The organism is Marinobacter sp. B-21 (assembly GCF_056857895.1).
In genome coordinates this window covers 344,245-360,121 of sequence record NZ_JBSXNZ010000088.1, presented here as the reverse complement: position 1 = coordinate 360,121, position 15,877 = coordinate 344,245, and the positions used below count along the sequence as shown (strand labels likewise).

Annotated in this window: 17 protein-coding genes; 12 read left to right on the top strand and 5 right to left on the bottom strand. The window is 59.3% G+C overall.

The window, feature by feature from the left end; translation table 11 throughout:
* Position 1: 1 nt before the first annotated feature.
* From AC13C0_RS19810 to AC13C0_RS19800, 3 genes are read right to left on the bottom strand one after another with little or no spacing between them, the layout of a single operon-like run.
* Positions 2 to 688, bottom strand: coding sequence for an SIMPL domain-containing protein (locus AC13C0_RS19810; RefSeq protein ID WP_117617630.1), 687 nt, complete (start codon positions 686 to 688; stop codon positions 2 to 4).
* A gap of 31 nt (positions 689 to 719) precedes the next feature.
* Entirely contained in the window at positions 720 to 1,460 is a 741-nt protein-coding gene (locus AC13C0_RS19805; protein WP_482954907.1) for a gamma-glutamyl-gamma-aminobutyrate hydrolase family protein, read from the bottom strand.
* On the bottom strand, positions 1,453 to 2,454 hold the full coding sequence (locus tag AC13C0_RS19800; RefSeq protein ID WP_117617628.1) for an amidoligase family protein: 1,002 nt from the start codon (positions 2,452 to 2,454) through the stop codon (positions 1,453 to 1,455). The genes AC13C0_RS19805 and AC13C0_RS19800 overlap by 8 nt, the downstream gene beginning before the upstream one ends.
* A gap of 219 nt (positions 2,455 to 2,673) precedes the next feature.
* Between AC13C0_RS19800 and lexA the strand changes: the two genes are divergently transcribed.
* On the top strand, positions 2,674 to 3,282 hold the full coding sequence (lexA, locus tag AC13C0_RS19795; RefSeq protein ID WP_117617627.1) for a transcriptional repressor LexA: 609 nt from the start codon (positions 2,674 to 2,676) through the stop codon (positions 3,280 to 3,282).
* Positions 3,283 to 3,324: 42 nt separating this feature from the next.
* Positions 3,325 to 3,816, top strand: a complete 492-nt coding sequence (locus AC13C0_RS19790; protein WP_341582220.1) for a cell division inhibitor SulA — start codon at positions 3,325 to 3,327, stop codon at positions 3,814 to 3,816.
* Between the two features lie 4 nt (positions 3,817 to 3,820).
* Here AC13C0_RS19790 and AC13C0_RS19785 read toward each other — a convergent pair whose 3' ends face one another.
* A complete protein-coding gene (locus AC13C0_RS19785) occupies positions 3,821 to 4,081 on the bottom strand; it encodes a hypothetical protein (protein WP_117617625.1) in 261 nt (86 codons plus the stop codon).
* Positions 4,082 to 4,132: 51 nt separating this feature from the next.
* Positions 4,133 to 4,645, bottom strand: a complete 513-nt coding sequence (locus AC13C0_RS19780) for a DUF6586 family protein (RefSeq protein WP_482954906.1) — start codon at positions 4,643 to 4,645, stop codon at positions 4,133 to 4,135.
* Positions 4,646 to 4,907: 262 nt separating this feature from the next.
* On the opposite strand from AC13C0_RS19780, the gene fliT reads away from it, so the two are divergent.
* The 10 genes from fliT to fliJ all read left to right on the top strand — a co-directional run bounded on the left by fliT (position 4,908) and on the right by fliJ (position 15,774).
* Positions 4,908 to 5,237 (top strand): flagellar protein FliT, encoded by a 330-nt coding sequence (fliT, locus tag AC13C0_RS19775; protein ID WP_341582218.1) that lies wholly within the window; start codon positions 4,908 to 4,910, stop codon positions 5,235 to 5,237.
* A 70-nt stretch (positions 5,238 to 5,307) separates the two neighbouring features.
* Positions 5,308 to 6,759 carry a sigma-54 dependent transcriptional regulator gene (locus AC13C0_RS19770; RefSeq protein ID WP_117617622.1) on the top strand — a complete coding sequence of 484 codons (1,452 nt, stop codon included), beginning with the start codon at positions 5,308 to 5,310 and terminating at the stop codon, positions 6,757 to 6,759.
* 231 nt (positions 6,760 to 6,990) lie between these two features.
* The gene (locus AC13C0_RS19765; RefSeq protein WP_117617621.1) at positions 6,991 to 8,229 is read left to right on the top strand and encodes a sensor histidine kinase; all 1,239 of its coding nucleotides are present in this window, start codon (positions 6,991 to 6,993) and stop codon (positions 8,227 to 8,229) included.
* A gap of 12 nt (positions 8,230 to 8,241) precedes the next feature.
* Positions 8,242 to 9,693 (top strand): sigma-54-dependent transcriptional regulator, encoded by a 1,452-nt coding sequence (locus tag AC13C0_RS19760; protein ID WP_117617620.1) that lies wholly within the window; start codon positions 8,242 to 8,244, stop codon positions 9,691 to 9,693.
* 252 nt (positions 9,694 to 9,945) lie between these two features.
* On the top strand, positions 9,946 to 10,314 hold the full coding sequence (gene fliE, locus AC13C0_RS19755) for a flagellar hook-basal body complex protein FliE (protein WP_341582217.1): 369 nt from the start codon (positions 9,946 to 9,948) through the stop codon (positions 10,312 to 10,314).
* A gap of 15 nt (positions 10,315 to 10,329) precedes the next feature.
* A complete protein-coding gene (gene fliF / locus AC13C0_RS19750) occupies positions 10,330 to 12,030 on the top strand; it encodes a flagellar basal-body MS-ring/collar protein FliF (RefSeq protein WP_341582216.1) in 1,701 nt (566 codons plus the stop codon).
* Positions 12,023 to 13,066, top strand: a complete 1,044-nt coding sequence (fliG, locus tag AC13C0_RS19745) for a flagellar motor switch protein FliG (protein WP_117617617.1) — start codon at positions 12,023 to 12,025, stop codon at positions 13,064 to 13,066. The genes fliF and fliG overlap by 8 nt, the downstream gene beginning before the upstream one ends.
* Entirely contained in the window at positions 13,066 to 13,959 is an 894-nt protein-coding gene (locus AC13C0_RS19740) for a flagellar assembly protein FliH (protein ID WP_341582215.1), read from the top strand. The genes fliG and AC13C0_RS19740 overlap by 1 nt, the downstream gene beginning before the upstream one ends.
* Positions 13,940 to 15,331 carry a flagellar protein export ATPase FliI gene (gene fliI / locus AC13C0_RS19735; RefSeq protein ID WP_341582214.1) on the top strand — a complete coding sequence of 464 codons (1,392 nt, stop codon included), beginning with the start codon at positions 13,940 to 13,942 and terminating at the stop codon, positions 15,329 to 15,331. Before AC13C0_RS19740 ends, fliI begins: the two co-directional genes overlap by 20 nt.
* Positions 15,331 to 15,774, top strand: a complete 444-nt coding sequence (gene fliJ / locus AC13C0_RS19730) for a flagellar export protein FliJ (protein WP_117617614.1) — start codon at positions 15,331 to 15,333, stop codon at positions 15,772 to 15,774. Before fliI ends, fliJ begins: the two co-directional genes overlap by 1 nt.
* Positions 15,775 to 15,877: the final 103 nt, after the last annotated feature.

Genomic DNA, 15,877 nt, shown 5'->3' with positions numbered 1-15,877 from the left:
CTCAGTCCAGCTCAAAGGTGGCACTGACCGAAGCCCGGATTTCCCGTTCACCCACGCTGGATACAGTATCCGACATTGCTTTGGCTTCCGCCATCATCATTGGCACGGGACGATGGCCGCCATTGACGTTGATGGTTACGACATCCCCGCAGGTCTGGTCCAACTGGCCTGCCACGAAACTGCAGCGGGCTTTGGCGTCGGCAATGGCCCTGGCCAATGCCTCCTGTTCCAGGCCCGTTTCATCGGAGTGGAAAAACTGGTGTGGCCCCAGGCTATAGTCCAGTCCCAGGGCCTGAGCCTGCTGCAACAAGGGGTTAAGCAGCGTCAGGTCATTGATGCTGAAGCTGATGGTCTGGGAGGCCACGGCCTGCTTTTGCGGATCTTCGCCCCGTGCTTCGGGGGGCAGGGTGCGGGTATAAAGGTGGACGGTGGAGTCGGAATATTCCCCGAGCTGGTCCCGATAGCGGCGGATGCCGTCTCGCCATTGGGCCACCAGAGCCGCCACCTGTTCCGTCGCCTTCCGCGGGAGTGCATGTTCGGCGCTGGCGGTAAACTGAAGCCGTGCACTGTCCGGCTCATAGCGAACACTGCCCTCGCCGGTAAGGGTGACTTCCCCCGCCAGGGTCAGAGCCGGCACCATCAGTGCCAGGGTAAGAAGACAACGGGACTCTTGGTTCCGTCCGGCCATGGAAGTTCCTCCTGTGCATACAGCATTGATATCAGGCCTCGCCGGTATCCGGTTCCAGGCGTGCCAGTTTGAATCGGCGGGCGGCGTCCACAAAATTGCGGAAGATGCGTCTGTGCCCACTGTGGTAAAGCAAATACTCTGGATGCCACTGAATGCCCATCAGCCACTGGCCCCGAGTGTTTTCAATGGCCTGAACAAACAGATCGTTGTCGACGGCGGTAACGCGCAGGTTTCGGCCCAGGCGCTTGATGGTCTGGCTGTGAATCCGGTTGGCACCGATCACCGGGGAATCCATCACCTGCCGTAGCCGGCTGGGTTCAACCAGACGAACCGTCTGTAGTGGTAACAACAGAGGGCGATGCCGTGTGTTCACTCGCAGAGGTGTCACGTTCTGGCACAGGGATCCGTTGTGGAAAACGTTGATGAACTGGGCGCCGCGGCAGATGCCGAGCACAGGTATGCCAATTCTTTCCGCCTGCTCCAGCAGCGCCTGGTCGGTGGCATCCCGTTTGCGATCATAGCGCGCGGTTACCTGCGACTCCTGGCCATAGCGCTCCGGATGAACATGGGTGCCGCCGGAGAGCACCAGTCCGTCCAGTAGTGAGACGTCCACCCGGGAGCCCGGACGAATGTAGTAGGTCCGGGCACCATGCAGTCTCAGGCCGAGGCCGATCAGCCGATGTGCCAGGCTCTTTCGTGCGGGGCCGCTGATGCCGATGGTCAGTCCCGGTATTTCCGGTTCCCGGTCGGGGGTTTCAGGCGGCTCAGACATAGCCCTTCCTGGCCAGCCAGTCTTCGGTGGTTTCCTGCCAGCTGTGGGTCAGATTATGCAGGTTGAGTTTACCGCCTTCACGGAACAGAGCGCGCATCTCCGACAGATCGTCCGGATTGCTGGCTAATTGTTCGAGCACCACCCAGTCATTCCAAACGGATGAGAAATGCCAGCCCGGGTTGTTGATATCGCAATCCGGAAGCCGGTAATGCAGGGTTGGCCGGCTTTTGATTCTCGGGTCCCGAACGTGGCGATCCAGCCGTTCATGATCGAGATGGGCAAACAGGGGCAGAAGGTCCAGGGCCCTGTTCCGGGTTGGATTGAACTCCAGGTAATCGTCCATCAACTGCGGCAGTTCCGGCTGGTAGTCGTCTTCCATGAGCAGTTCGGTATATCGGCTGTGCCAGGGTTCGATATAGGTCGTGAACTTGCGGCTGACATCAAGCTGGTGCCTGGCCTTGAGCCAGTCGTACAGCAGGGTGAAGGCCTGGAAATAACGCACCAGCGTTGCCGGCCTGAGGTCCGGCAGCTCGGGATTGAGCTGGAGGCCGAAGGCGAAGTAGATCGCCTCACGGCTGCCAAGGGCGCCGGCCTCGCGGAGATTATCGACCAGAGATTCGACCGTTTCCAGACTGGTAAATGGCAGCGGCGGGCTGATGATTTCCAGTGGCACGATCCGTTCCGCGGCGGCATCGATCACATCCATGGCCTGGCCGCCCAGTTCCCGAATCGAACGGGGAAGCCGCTCATCGGCCAGATCAAGCTCCTTGATGGGGGCGGAATCCAGTTCAATCGTGAATTCACCCAGCTCTGTCTTCAGTGTTGTCACGTACCGCGACCGGAGGACCGGTGTTCCTCCCAGAAGCTTTGCGGCAAGAGCCACCAGTTCGTCGTAGCCCAGACCGGACATTTCAATTTCAACGCCAACCCTGCGCTCCTTTCCATCCGCGGTTTTCAGAACATCGGGCATCCTGCAGGCCTTGGTCCGTGTCATGGTGCTCCCTGGTAGGTAGTGAGTCATGGCCCCACCATATCACACCGGCATTGATCGTCATCCTTAAGCACTGGCAAGAAAATCAGGGTGTCGACTTTACACTGGATAAAACACTGTATATAGTCAAATGACTGTATATAAAAACAGGTTGGCCGGCGCCCCACGGGGCACCCCTCTTTCAAAACCGAAATACCGGCCCTGATCAAGCGGAGTCGCTCAATGAAGCTTACAGCAAGGCAGTCCCAGGTACTGGACATCATCCGCCGATACGTTGACGAGACCGGCTATCCGCCCACCCGGGCAGAAATTGCGGCCGAGCTGGGTTTTCGTTCAGCCAATGCCGCCGAAGAGCACCTGCGGGCGCTGGCCCGCAAGGGCGCCATTGAAATGGTGCCCGGGGCAAGCCGGGGCATCCGTCTGCCCGAGGCAGAAGAGGATCTGGGTTTGCCGGTGATTGGTCAAGTGGCCGCCGGCAGTCCGATACTGGCGCAGGAGCACATTGAGGATCACTGCACCCTTCGGCCGGAGTTCTTTTCACCACCGGCTGATTACCTGCTCCGGGTACGGGGTATGAGCATGAAGGACATTGGTATTCTGGACGGCGATCTGCTGGCGGTTCACAGCACCCAGGATGTCCATAACGGCCAGGTGGTCGTTGCCCGGGTGGGTGATGAAGTCACGGTTAAGCGTTTTCGCAAGGAAGGCCCGAAAGTCTACCTGATCGCCGAGAATGACGAGTTTGCGCCCATCGAAGTAGACCTGAAAGAACAGGAACTGTTCATTGAAGGTCTGGGTGTGGGTGTTATCCGTCGCTCTGATCTTCACTGATCAGGCCGGATAACCACGGATTTATTGAGAAACGGGTGAATTATGGAACAACTGAGCTTTAACCAGAATCTGGCATACCAACACAACGCTCTGTCCTGTTCAGTGCCGGCAGCGGCCGCCGGCGAGCGGCGTTCCGTCATTCGCGCCCGACGCACCCCGGACGCCACGGAAGCGCCTGCTGCCGGAAATGTGACTGAAATTATCCTGCCGCAGGGGCAGGTGGAAAACTTCCAGTTGCTGCTGCCTATGCTGACTCAATTGAACCAGGAGAACCGCTGGCTGGCGTGGATTGACCCACCTCAAGCTCTGGTCAGCAAATGGCAGACGATGCACGGGATTATTGCCGGAGAGCTGCTGGTGCTCCGCTCAACCACGGAATACCCTGCGCAGGAACTGGCTGAGCGCGCCCTGAGCGCAGGTACTTGCCATGCGGTTGTCATGTGGACCCGGAAACTGGGCCGTGTCGCCTTCAATTCCCTGCAAAAGGCGTCCGCACAGGGTAACAGTCACGGTGTGGTGTTAAGGCAGCGTTAATCGCTCAGTGCAGGGTGTAGGAGGGCTGGGCGTCCGGGGCGTCCAGTTCGTCGTCTTCCCAGTCGATATCGTGTGCAACATTGCCGACAGCTTCAATACCCGCGGCGATCATCGCCTTGGCAACGGACAGGTCGCGGTCTTCCATCATTTCCCGCGCTTCTTCCGAGAACGAGATCTTTACCAGCGGCGCACTGTCGTCGTCGATGCGGCGCAGGGCATAGTCGCCATTGGTCAGTTGTACAATTTCAAAAAACGATGGTGACATTCAGTAAACCTTTCAGTTGTTGGGATCCGGATAATGGACAGCCTTATGCACTTACCACTCGCTATGCTGTTCTTCCAGATCGTCGGCAAAGTGTTTGACGGCATTGAGTGTGTTCAGCAACGCCGGGGCAGACCGGTCCGGACCTGAGTCGGCGGATACCGCAATGACATTTTCCGTACTGACCGTTTTTCGGGTTGCCGGCGGCCGGCTCTGGGCCATTTCCAGCTGATCCAGATGGTTCCACCAGCTTCCGGCTCTGTGCTCAATCGCCCGCAGCCGGTTTACTTCGCTGGGCTCCTCTCCGATTGCCTTGGCCAGCTCGTCCAGTGTTGAAGGCTCTTCAGACTTTTTCTGGTATAGCCGGGCAATCATTACCAGCAGCAGGCGTCTGGACCTCAAGAGTAACTCCGTGGCCCCCTGTATCGCCGCTTCGCGACGTAACGCCTGCTCTGCTTCGTTGGGTGCGTGTTCCTCATTCCGGGCCGTTGCACGGTCAAGTTGACCGAGCAATGTCCGGGCAAGGAACAGTTTCTGCGAAACCAGTGAATGCCATTGTGAGGCCATGAAACACCTGCAATCCCGGAACCTGGGCTTAACCCCGGAAAATTAATCCGCCACTATACCATTTCTGACAGAAAATTTCTGCAGCTGTCTTTCGCAAAGGGTAGCGCAAAGGGTGGTCGCAAAGGGTCGCAGAGAGGATTTACAATATCAGTTATTACCGTGAGCCGGTATTCTGGACTACCATGGAAACGACTTACCACCTCAAGGCGGAGCGGTACTGCACCGACGGCCTGGCGCGACGTTGATTTGAAAGGAGAATTCAATGGCAGATCCTCAGGCTCAACTGGAACACCTGGACCGGCTGATGGCAGATCTCGGTCGCGCGCTGGCGGACAGGGACTGGGACGCACTGGCACAGCTGAACAACAAGGTTCAGCCTGCAGTTGAGCCTCTGATGGCTGCCCTGGAGGCTGGAGAGCTGGAACCGGAGCCGGTGCGGCACCGGCTGGAGCAACTGCAGCAGTTTATTGACGCTGCGGATGAATCCGCCCGCACTGCCCGCAAGGAAGCGGAAGCCGGCCTCAAAGGTGTCAACCGGAACCGCAGCGCGGCCAGGGCCTATCAAAACATATCTTCAAATCCGCGAAAATAGCGTCATAAAATTGACTCAGTCGTCCTTACAGTCTTAAATACCGCACAAATCCCTCAAGAGATTCTGTTGAATGTCTAAAAATAACAAAGTGCTGGTGCTGAGCGAGGATGATTCAAGATTGCGGGACATGGTCACCATTCTTGAATTCATTGGTGAGGAGCAGGTCCTTGCCGGCGACGAAGCGAAGGCGCTTTTGAGCAGTGGCGACGAGGAGAGCCTTTCGGATATTTCCACGGCGGTGGTGAACGGCGAAGATGCCGGTGCCGCCGACAACATTACAGCTCTGTGCAAGGCGGTTAAGGGGGTTCCTCTGCTTTTGCTGGGCCATCCGGAGCTCAGGGGCGTGTCCGATGATGACAGCGCCCGTATTATTGCCCGCATAGAATGGCCGCTGAACTATACCAAGTTCGTGGATTCGCTTTACCGTGCGCAGGTCTACCGGGATCAGTTCAGCCGTTCCCGGGAGCGCGGCCAGCAGCGAGGCCTTCAGCTTTTCCGGAGCCTTGTGGGCACCAGTCGCAAGGTTCAGCATGTACGGCAGCTGATGGAGCAGGTGGCCGACAAGGACGTGAGTGTCCTGATTACCGGTGAATCCGGTACCGGCAAGGAAGTAGTGGCCCGCAACCTTCATTATCATTCTTCCCGCCGTGACAAACCATTTGTACCCGTGAACTGTGGCGCCATTCCCGCCGAGTTGCTGGAAAGTGAATTATTCGGCCATGAGAAAGGCGCCTTTACCGGGGCGATTACCGCCCGGGTGGGGCGTTTTGAGTTGGCAGAGGGAGGCACCCTGTTTCTGGATGAAATCGGGGATATGCCGCTCAATATGCAGGTTAAAATTCTGCGGGTTCTGCAGGAGCGCACGTTCGAACGGGTGGGTAGCAATCGCACCCAGTCGGCGGATGTCCGGGTCATTGCAGCAACCCACAAGCACCTCGAGGACATGATTGAGGCCGGGGATTTCCGGGAAGATCTTTATTACCGGCTGAACGTGTTTCCGATCGAAATGCCGTCGTTGCGTGAGCGGGTGGAAGACATTCCCCTGTTGATTAACGAGCTGATCTCCCGGATGGAAAAGGAGAAGCGCGGCTCCCTGCGGATGAATTCGGCGGCGATCATGAGTCTCTGTCGCCATGAATGGCCGGGCAACGTGCGTGAGCTGGCCAATCTGGTGGAGCGACTGGCCATCATGCATCCTTACGGCGTCATCGGTGTGCAGGAGTTGCCCAAGAAATTTCGGTATGTTGACGATTACGATGAGAACCGGCCGGTTGAGGACACCGGAATGCCTTCGGGTATACCCGGGCTGGTGGGGCTGGATGCACCAGCGCTGCTGCCAGTGAACGGGATTGATCTGAAGGACTACCTCTCGAACCTTGAGAAGCAGCTGATCCAGCAGGCTCTGGACGAGGCGGGCGGCGTGGTCGCTCGGGCCGCCGAAAAGCTGCGAATCCGGCGCACAACCCTGGTGGAGAAGGTGCGCAAGTACGGGCTTCGGGAGGAGGAGTCCGAAGAGTCCTGAAACCTTTTTTAGGGGTGACAGCGTTTCCAGCAATGGCGTCAAAGGTTCGTAACCTGAGGCGCCGTTCTCGTTTCTGGCCGACGTAAAATTGTCATCCCCCTTCCAGGTAATTCCCTTTCTGTCTGAAATATATAGAAAAATTCAAGTTGGCACGGTGCTGGCTTAACAACCTGCAAACGAAGCATCCGAACAATACGGCCCAGGCCGATGGGCCGATCGGGGAGTCAGGTTATGAGTCAGGCACAGTTTGTGATTCAGTCCGAAGCGGGCGGCGCAAAGGCCAACGCGGCGGCGGACGTTAACGACAAGGTTACAGCGTTGTTTCCGCAACAGGACGATGAGGCGGTGGATTCCGCCCTGGAACTGTTTAACCGGATGTCGCGCCAGATCACCGACTCTTACCGCACTTTGGAATCCCGGGTTAACCAGTTGTCCGGTGAGCTGACCCAGGAATCGCTGCAGCGCCAGCAGGAGCTGGAGGAAAAGGAGCAGCTTGCAGACCGGTTATCTACCCTGCTCAATGCGCTGCCCGCCGGTGTGGTTGTGCTCGACAGCCAGGGCGTGGTGACCCAGACCAATCCCGCTGCCATCGCCTTGCTGGGGGAACCCCTGGACGGCGCCCGCTGGGTTGATGTGATCCGGCGCTGCTTCGCGCCGCGCCGGGATGACGGCCACGAGGTATCTCTGAGTGATGGCCGCCGGGTCAGCATTGAAATCCGGACCATGGAAAACCAGCCCGGGCAGCTGATTCTGCTCACCGACCTGACTGAAACCCGCCATCTGCAGGCACAGCTGGCCCACGCCCAGCGACTGACCGCCATGGGCAGGATGGTGGCGTCTCTCGCTCACCAGATTCGCACGCCGTTGTCAGCCGCCATTCTTTACGGTGGCCACCTCAGCCAGGAAGACCTGGATGAAGAGATGCGCCAGCGTTGCGCATCCCGTTTAATGTCCCGCCTGACCCATCTCGAGCAACAGGTGCGGGATATGCTGATTTTCGCCCGCGGTGAAACCCGGCTCGCCGAGGAGCTCTCTGCCGGCAAACTGGTTTCCGCATTGGCCTCAGCGGTCGAAGGGTTAAGGCCGGTACCCGGTGCGGAGGTGACCCTCCAGGATGACGTTTCCGACGAGTGCCGCCTGATGTGTAACCGCGACGCTCTTGTTGGCGCCTGCACCAATCTTGTCAATAACAGTCTCGAAGCCGGCGCCAGTCGCGTTGCTGTGCAGGTGGCGGAGGAGGCCGGAGAGCTGGTGATCCGGGTCCGGGATAACGGCCCGGGGTTTCAGCCCGCTGAAGCAAGCCGGCTGGCAGAGGCCTTCTACACCACCAAATCCCATGGCACGGGTCTCGGGCTTGCGGTGGTGCAGGCAGTCGTCAAGGCGCATCAGGGGCGCTTTGCCATTGAATCGCCGGAGCAGGGCGGTGCTGTCGCCACTTTGCGTTTACCGCAACTGCGTAACAAATACTGATCGGAGGCAACCATGGCCAAGGCCCAGATTCTGATTGTTGAGGATGACCATGACCTGCGGGAAGCGCTGGTCACCACGCTGGAGCTGGCGAAGTTCCGTGTCCGGGAAGCGTCGAGCGCCAGTGAGGCGCTGGAGCGGCTGGCGGAGTCCCCGGTCGATATGGTGGTCAGTGACGTCAACATGCCGGGTCTGTCCGGGCATCAGCTGCTGGCTGAGGTGCAGCGTCTTTATCCCGGTTTGCCGATGATGCTGATCACCGCCTATGGCCAGATCAGCGATGCGGTGTCTGCCATGCAGGCGGGCGCCACCGATTATCTGGTCAAACCGTTCGAGCCGCAGTTCCTGGTGGATGCGGTCAGCAAGGTTGTAGGCGGCGGACGCCAGAAATCCGGTGATGAACCGGTGGCTGAAGATCCGATCAGCAAGCGCATGTTCCAGCTCGCCACGAAAGTGGCCAGCAGTGATTCCACGGTGATGATCTCCGGCGAAAGCGGAACCGGTAAGGAAGTGCTTGCCCGTTTCATCCACCAACAGTCCCCCAGGGCCGGTCAGCCATTTGTGGCCATTAATTGCGCGGCGATTCCCGAGAATATGCTGGAAGCGATTCTGTTTGGCCACGAGAAGGGCGCCTTTACCGGAGCCGTGGCTTCTTCGCCGGGTAAGTTCGAGCAGGCCAACGGCGGCACTATTCTTCTGGATGAAATCTCAGAAATGGATCTGGGGCTTCAGTCCAAGTTGCTGCGGGTGTTGCAGGAACGGGAAGTGGAACGTGTGGGCGGTCGAAAGACCATCAGCCTGGATGTGCGGGTGGTGGCTACGACCAACCGGGATCTGGCGGATTACGTTCGCGAAGGCAAGTTCCGGGAAGATCTTTACTACCGGCTGACTGTCTTCCCCATGCATTGGCAGCCCCTGCGGGAGCGGCCGTTGGACATCATGCCGCTGGCCACGTCGCTGCTGAAAAAGCATTGTGGGAAAATGAAGCTTACCGGGATCACCTTTGCACCGGATGCAAGGAACGCTCTGATGAACCATCGGTGGCCCGGGAATGTCCGGGAGCTGGATAATGCCATTCAGCGCGCCCTGGTGTTGCATCAGGGCAACGTGATTCACGCCGGCGATCTGTGCCTGGAGCTTGGTATTACCGGCCGGCCGGATATGCACAGCGCTGCGCCGGCTGAGGTTTCCCAATTCCGGCCGGTGGAGGATGTTTCCAGCCATTACGTGGCTGCAGTGGAACAGGCGCAGCCGCGGCACGATGAAGACTCTGAGGCGGCGGGATCTTTGGGCGATGATCTGAGGCAGCAGGAATTCCGTATTATCATCCAGACACTCCGGAAAGAGCGTGGGCGTCGCAACCGGGCCGCGGAGCAACTTGGGATCAGCCCCAGAACGCTCCGGTACAAACTGGCCCAGATGCGTGATGCCGGAATCGATCTGGATGCCGAGATGGCCATGGCCTGACCCACTGCAAGACGAACTCCTTCACTGGCACCCTTTTGGGTGCCGTTTTTCTTTGTCCTTTCTGTCATGGGCTCAAGTAACTCCCGGCGCGTCGTCAAAAGTCCGTCATTGATCCCCCGGTCTCCCAGAGAATATATCGTAACTGTCTGACGTATAATAATAAATTTCAGTTGGCCTGCTGATTGCTTAATTCGGAGTAACAGAGTCCCAGGAGCAATTCCGTCCGTGGCAGGACGGAGCCAGGAGAGAGTTATGGTTCAGCGCGCCGACATCAACAGTGTTTTGTCCGATATCCGGTCCCTGCGTTCACAAATGATGCAGAACCAGCGAGTCGAGCAGGATCAATCGGTTCGTGGCCGCGTCGACGGCCCCCGCCAGGTTCAGGAAACCCAGGAAACCCCCAGCTTCAGCGATATGCTGGGCAAGGCTGTGAACAACGTGAATGAACTCCAGCAAACCGCGGGTGAACTTCGCACTGCTTACGATATGGGCGACCCGAATGTGGACATAACCCGTGTTATGATCGCCGCCCAGAAATCCTCTGTCTCCTTCGAAGCACTGACCCAGGTACGCAATCGGGTGGTCCGGGCCTACGAAGACATTATGAACATGCCGATCTGATAACGGAGCAGAGTCATGGCCAGCGTACCCGCAGAAACCAACGCCTCCAATGTTCCGGCAGCCCGGGATGGCGACGCGCCGGAGAGCCGGAGCGATCTGTTCCTCGGGTTCAACCGACTGAACCTGCTGCGCCAGATTGGCCTGATGGTTGGTCTTGCTGCCAGCGTGGCACTGGGGCTGGCCGTGGTGCTCTGGGCTCAGGAGCCGAATTACCAGCCTGTGGTGGGGGATCTGTCCTCCTACAACCCGCAGGACGTTACCTCCATCCTTGAAAGCAATGGCATCGACTACAAAATGGACCCGCGCACCGGCGCTTTGCTGGTACCGTCGGATCAGGTCTACAACGCGCGGCTGAAGCTGGCGGCCGAGGGTGTGACCGACCGAAAAACCATGGGCTACGAGTTGCTCGACCAGGAGCGCGGACTGGGCACCTCCCAGTTCATGGAAACCATCAGCTACCGCAGAGGCCTTGAGGGTGAGCTGGCCCGCACCATTGCCAGCATGCGAGGTGTGCGCAATGCCCGGGTTCACCTGGCCATTCCCGAGCGCTCGGTTTTCGTCCGTGATGCCCGGGAGCCCTCTGCCTCTGTGTTTCTTGAAGTGTTCGCAGGCCGCCGGCCGGAGCACGAGCAGATCAGCGCGATTGTGAATCTGGTTGCTGGCAGCATTCCGATGATGAGCAAGGAACACGTGACTGTCGTGGATCAGAACGGCAACCTGCTCACCGGCAAGAAAAGCCAGGGTGATGCTGACAGGATGGCAGATCAGTATGACTACACCTCCAGGATTGAAGAACGGCTGACGCGCAGTGTCGCGTCCCTGATCTCACCGATTGTAGGCGATGGCCGGTATCGGGCAGAGGTCTCCGCGGATCTTGATTTCTCTTCTGTTGAGCAGGCGGAAGAGCTTTTCAATCCGGAGCAGCAAGCCGTACGAAGTGAGCGGGAGCTTACCGAACAGCGCGCGGCCGGGGCCTCGGGCGGGATTCCAGGTGCGCTGGCCAACCAGCCTCCGGCAGATGCGACGGTGCCAGAGCAGGCCGTCGGAGGAAATGGCGAAGGCGCTGCGCCCCCGCCGGTGAATGTTCGTCGCGAGTCGACACGGAATTATGAAATGGACCGCACGGTCAGTTACGTGCGCCAGGAGCTCGGCCGGATCAAACGAATTACCGTAGCACTGGCCGTGGACGACATGAGAGTGGTCGATCCCCAGACCGGTGAGGTCAGCTATGAGCCCTGGCCTGAGCAGGAATTGCAACGCCTGAGTATGCTGGTGCGGGATGCAGTGGGTTATTCAGCGGCAAGGGGCGACAGCGTTACCGTAATGAACACCGCATTCGCACCGGAAGAAACCGTTGAATTCGAGGCCCCGGGATTCTGGGAGCAGCCCTGGTTCTGGGATCTGATGAAGCAGGTGCTGGCCGGGCTGGTTGTTCTGGTTCTGGTGCTTGGCCTGCTGCGCCCGACCCTCAAGAGCCTTTCTGGCGGTGGCCAGCGGGAACGGGGCATGGATTCCGGTGATGGCGGTTATGGTGGTCTGGGCCAGATTGAAGGCGGTGATGAACTGCGCAAGGCCATGTCCTCACAGGATGACCTGCTTTTGCCGGGCGCGACAGACAGTTATGATAGGCAGCTGAATGCACTGAAAGGCCTGATCGCGGAGGACCCGGCGAGGGTCGCACAGGTGATGCGCCAGTGGGTGAACGTCGATGACTGAACAAGCCAACCAGCAGGGCACCAGCGCACCGCAGAAACCCCAGCGGAAGATTCCGAGGGTTGAGCAGGCAGCCATTCTGCTGATGTCCCTGGGCGAGGCCGATGCTGCCGAGGTTTTGAAACACATGGGGCCTAAAGAGGTTCAGCGTGTCGGCGTTGCCATGGCCCAGATGAAAGACGTCAGCAAGGACGACGTGACCTTTGTACTGAATCAGTTTGTCGATGCCGTGGGTGGCCAGACCGGTCTGGGCGTGGGCAATGACGATTACATCCGGGCGATGCTGACCCAGGCTCTGGGCGACGATAAGGCCGCCAGCCTGATTGACCGCATCCTGATCGGCGGCAACACCACGGGGCTGGATACCCTCAAATGGATGGAACCCCGGGCCGTGGGTGACATCATTCGTTACGAGCACCCCCAGATCCAGGCCATCGTTATCTCCTACCTGGATCCGGACCAGGCGGCGGAGATTCTTGGCACACTCGATGAAAAAGTCCGCCTTGATGTGATGATGCGGGTGGCATCGCTGGAGAGCATCCAGCCCCAGGCCCTGCAGGAACTGAATGATATTCTGGAGAAACAGTTCTCCGGTGGCGCCGCCTCCCAGACCAGCCGGATTGGCGGCGTGAAGCGGGCGGCGGACATCATGAACTTCATGGACCGGAGCATTGAAGGCAACCTGATGGATTCCATCAAGGACATGGATCCGGATCTTGCCAGCACCATCGAAGATCTCATGTTCGTGTTCGACAACCTCAAGGAGGTCGACGATCGCGGTATCCAGGCGCTGCTGCGGGAGGTGTCCTCGGAGGTTCTGGTGGTGGCGCTCAAGGGTGCCGACGACCAGGTGCAGGAGAAGATCTTCAAGAACATGTCCAAGCGTGCGGCGGAACTGCTTCAGGATGATCTGGAGGCCAAGGGGCCGGTTAAGGTCAGCGAAGTTGAATCCGCACAGAAAGACATCATTACCATCGCACGCCGCATGGCGGAGGCCGGTGAAATCTCCCTCGGCGGCGCTGGCGAAGAAATGATGTGATGAAAGATTCCACCCGCGACCTCAACCGGATTCCGAAAGAGCAACTGACAGCCTATGAGCGCTGGGAGCTGCCCTTGCTGGATGCGCGTGGCAACGAAGTGGCCAGGGAAGAGGAGAGGGACGTCAAACCCCTGACGGTGGCGGACATTGACGGGATCCGCCAGGCCGCGCGGGAAGATGGCTATAACGAAGGCCGGGAGCAGGGCTATCAGGCCGGGCTCACGGAAGGACGTAAACAGGGCCATCAGGAAGGCCTGGAAACCGGGCTGGCGGAAGGTCGGGAGCAGGGCAAGAGCCAGGGCTACGAGGATACCCGAAAGGAAACTGATACCAAACTTGACCGGCTTGAGCATCTGCTGGGCGAGCTGCTGCTGCCCATCCGGCGCCACGAAGACGAGCTGGAAACCGCCCTGGTTAATCTCACCACCGTTCTGGCCCGGGCGGTGGTCTACCGGGAACTTACTATCGATTCCTCCCAGATTCGGCATGTGGTTCGCCGGGCACTGGATGCCCTTCCCTCCACGGCAGAAAACATCCGCATCCATATTCATCCGGAAGATTGTGAAATGGTCCGGGAAGTTACTGCACGCCTCGAAACATCCGCTTCGGTGATTGAAGACGACAACATCCTGCCCGGTGGCTGCAGGGTGGAGACTCGCCATAGCCTGGTTGATTTCACCGTGGAGAAGCGTTTCCAGCGAGCCGTTCAGAGCATGCTGGACCAACAGATGAGCGAGAGCGAAAGCGGAGAAACCGAAGAACTGGATTCGCTGATGGAGGATCTGACCGGTTTCCATCGCGATGTCCTGAGTTCGCAGGAGCCGGAGGACTCCCGGGAAGGCCCGAAGCCGGTGCCGAACGAAGGTGACGGCGATGACCTCGAACCTCGCTGACCGCCTGAGCCGCTTCAAGGGCTTTCTTGGCAATGAGCCCGAACCGGAGCTATCCGGCCGGCTGACCCGGATGGTCGGTCTGACCCTCGAATGCGTTGGCTGTCCCATGGTGGTGGGTGACCGATGTGTGATCTTTGGCCAGGGTGCCGGCAATGTTGAAGCCGAAGTCGTGGGGTTTGAGGATGACCGGGTTTACCTGATGCCCCTCACCGCGATTGAGGGCCTCAAGCCGGGGGCAAGGGTGGTGCCCCTGTCGGCGGCAAGCCGCGTACCGGTGGGCCCGCAACTGCTGGGCCGGGTGGTCGATGGCAGCGGTGAGCCCCTTGACGGCAAGGGCCCCTTACAGGCGGAAGCCCGGGTGCCCCTGGCCGGCGATATTATCAACCCCCTGAACCGTGCGCCGGTGCGCCAGTCCATGGACGTCGGCATTCGCGCCGTCAATGCCTTGCTGACCGTTGGCCAGGGTCAGCGCCTGGGCCTGTTTGCCGGAAGTGGCGTGGGCAAGAGTATGCTGCTGGGCATGATGACCCGGTTTACCGATGCCGATATCACCGTGGTCGGCCTGATTGGCGAGCGGGGCCGTGAGGTCAAGGAGTTCATTGAGGACATCCTTGGCGAGGAAGGACTTTTACGCTCGGTGGTGGTGGCCTCACCGGCGGATGATTCACCGCTGATGCGCCTGCGCGCGGCCATGCTGACCACCCGGATTGCCGAGTATTACCGGGATCAGGGCAAGCGAGTGCTCCTTTTGATGGATTCCCTGACCCGGTACGCCCAGGCGCAGCGGGAAATCGCCCTGGCCGTTGGTGAGCCCCCAGCGACCAAGGGTTACCCGCCATCGGTGTTTGCCAAATTACCGCAGCTCGTGGAACGAACCGGTAATGGCCGCCCGGGTGGTGGGTCCATTACTGCGTTCTATACCGTACTGACCGAAGGCGACGACCAGCAGGATCCGATCGCCGATGCCGCCCGTGCAATTCTCGATGGCCATATTGTGTTGTCCCGCCGGCTGGCGGAAGAGGGCCATTACCCGGCAATCGATGTCGAAGCCTCGATCAGCCGGGTGATGCCCCAGGTCACCGACACCGAGCATTTCGCCCGGGCCCAGCGGTTCAAGCAGGTGTATTCCCGCTATCAGCAGGCCAGGGACCTTATATCGGTTGGTGCCTACGTGAAGGGTTCCGATCCGGAAACCGATTTTGCCATTACTCACATCGGCAATATGCGACAGTTTCTGCAGCAGGGGCTGAACGAGAGTGCACCGCTGAAAGACAGTATCGAGCAGTTGCTGGCGGTTGTGCCTGAGCGCCGATCTCCTGAGCGGCGCAAGTCTGCCGTACCGAATCCCGCCAGCGGCGCAGGTGACGGCTGATGCTGAGGTCACAGCGACTGGCAGTGGTTCTCTCCCTTGAGGTGCGCAAAGAGCAGGAGGCCCTGGAGCGGATGGGCGAAGCCCGCAAACTGGTTGACCAGCAGCGTGAACAGGTGGAAAACCTGAACCGCTACCAGCAGGAGTATCGCCAGCAGATCCGGAACAGCCAGCAAGGGGTGGTGCAGGTGTCTCGCCTGCAGGCCTGGCAGGCCTTCATTGCGCAACTCGACCAGGTGATCCGGCAGCAGCAGACGCAGCTGGATCAAGCGGAGAAAGTGTTCGAGGTGCGCAAGCAGGAATGGCAGCAAGCCTGGGAGCGGCGCCGTGGCATGGAAAAATACATCGACACCTGCCGACAACAGGAACGCACAGAGCAGGACCTTCGTGACCAGAAGCTTTCGGATGAAGCGGCAGGCCGGGCCTTTAGCCGGCGGCAGCGCTGAATTTTGTCCTGCATCAAGCAAATGCGGATGCAATTTCAGGTCACTCAGCTATCCTTAACCGAAGAAGAGCCGGTGGGTAGGGCCGGTTGAATGCTGCTCTTGA

What these genes read in the sequence shown, in the direction of transcription:
- AC13C0_RS19760 (WP_117617620.1), top strand. Translation starts at nt 8,242, where the DNA reads ATGGCCAAGGCCCAGATTCTGATTGTTGAGGATGACCATGACCTGCGG.
- fliG (WP_117617617.1), top strand. Translation starts at nt 12,023, where the DNA reads ATGACTGAACAAGCCAACCAGCAGGGCACCAGCGCACCGCAGAAACCC.
- AC13C0_RS19800 (WP_117617628.1), bottom strand. Translation starts at nt 2,454, where the DNA reads ATGACACGGACCAAGGCCTGCAGGATGCCCGATGTTCTGAAAACCGCG.
- AC13C0_RS19790 (WP_341582220.1), top strand. Translation starts at nt 3,325, where the DNA reads ATGGAACAACTGAGCTTTAACCAGAATCTGGCATACCAACACAACGCT.
- AC13C0_RS19765 (WP_117617621.1), top strand. Translation starts at nt 6,991, where the DNA reads ATGAGTCAGGCACAGTTTGTGATTCAGTCCGAAGCGGGCGGCGCAAAG.
- fliI (WP_341582214.1), top strand. Translation starts at nt 13,940, where the DNA reads ATGACCTCGAACCTCGCTGACCGCCTGAGCCGCTTCAAGGGCTTTCTT.
- AC13C0_RS19805 (WP_482954907.1), bottom strand. Translation starts at nt 1,460, where the DNA reads ATGTCTGAGCCGCCTGAAACCCCCGACCGGGAACCGGAAATACCGGGA.
- AC13C0_RS19770 (WP_117617622.1), top strand. Translation starts at nt 5,308, where the DNA reads ATGTCTAAAAATAACAAAGTGCTGGTGCTGAGCGAGGATGATTCAAGA.
- AC13C0_RS19780 (WP_482954906.1), bottom strand. Translation starts at nt 4,645, where the DNA reads ATGGCCTCACAATGGCATTCACTGGTTTCGCAGAAACTGTTCCTTGCC.
- fliF (WP_341582216.1), top strand. Translation starts at nt 10,330, where the DNA reads ATGGCCAGCGTACCCGCAGAAACCAACGCCTCCAATGTTCCGGCAGCC.
- AC13C0_RS19810 (WP_117617630.1), bottom strand. Translation starts at nt 688, where the DNA reads ATGGCCGGACGGAACCAAGAGTCCCGTTGTCTTCTTACCCTGGCACTG.
- fliE (WP_341582217.1), top strand. Translation starts at nt 9,946, where the DNA reads ATGGTTCAGCGCGCCGACATCAACAGTGTTTTGTCCGATATCCGGTCC.
- fliJ (WP_117617614.1), top strand. Translation starts at nt 15,331, where the DNA reads ATGCTGAGGTCACAGCGACTGGCAGTGGTTCTCTCCCTTGAGGTGCGC.
- fliT (WP_341582218.1), top strand. Translation starts at nt 4,908, where the DNA reads ATGGCAGATCCTCAGGCTCAACTGGAACACCTGGACCGGCTGATGGCA.
- AC13C0_RS19740 (WP_341582215.1), top strand. Translation starts at nt 13,066, where the DNA reads ATGAAAGATTCCACCCGCGACCTCAACCGGATTCCGAAAGAGCAACTG.
- lexA (WP_117617627.1), top strand. Translation starts at nt 2,674, where the DNA reads ATGAAGCTTACAGCAAGGCAGTCCCAGGTACTGGACATCATCCGCCGA.
- AC13C0_RS19785 (WP_117617625.1), bottom strand. Translation starts at nt 4,081, where the DNA reads ATGTCACCATCGTTTTTTGAAATTGTACAACTGACCAATGGCGACTAT.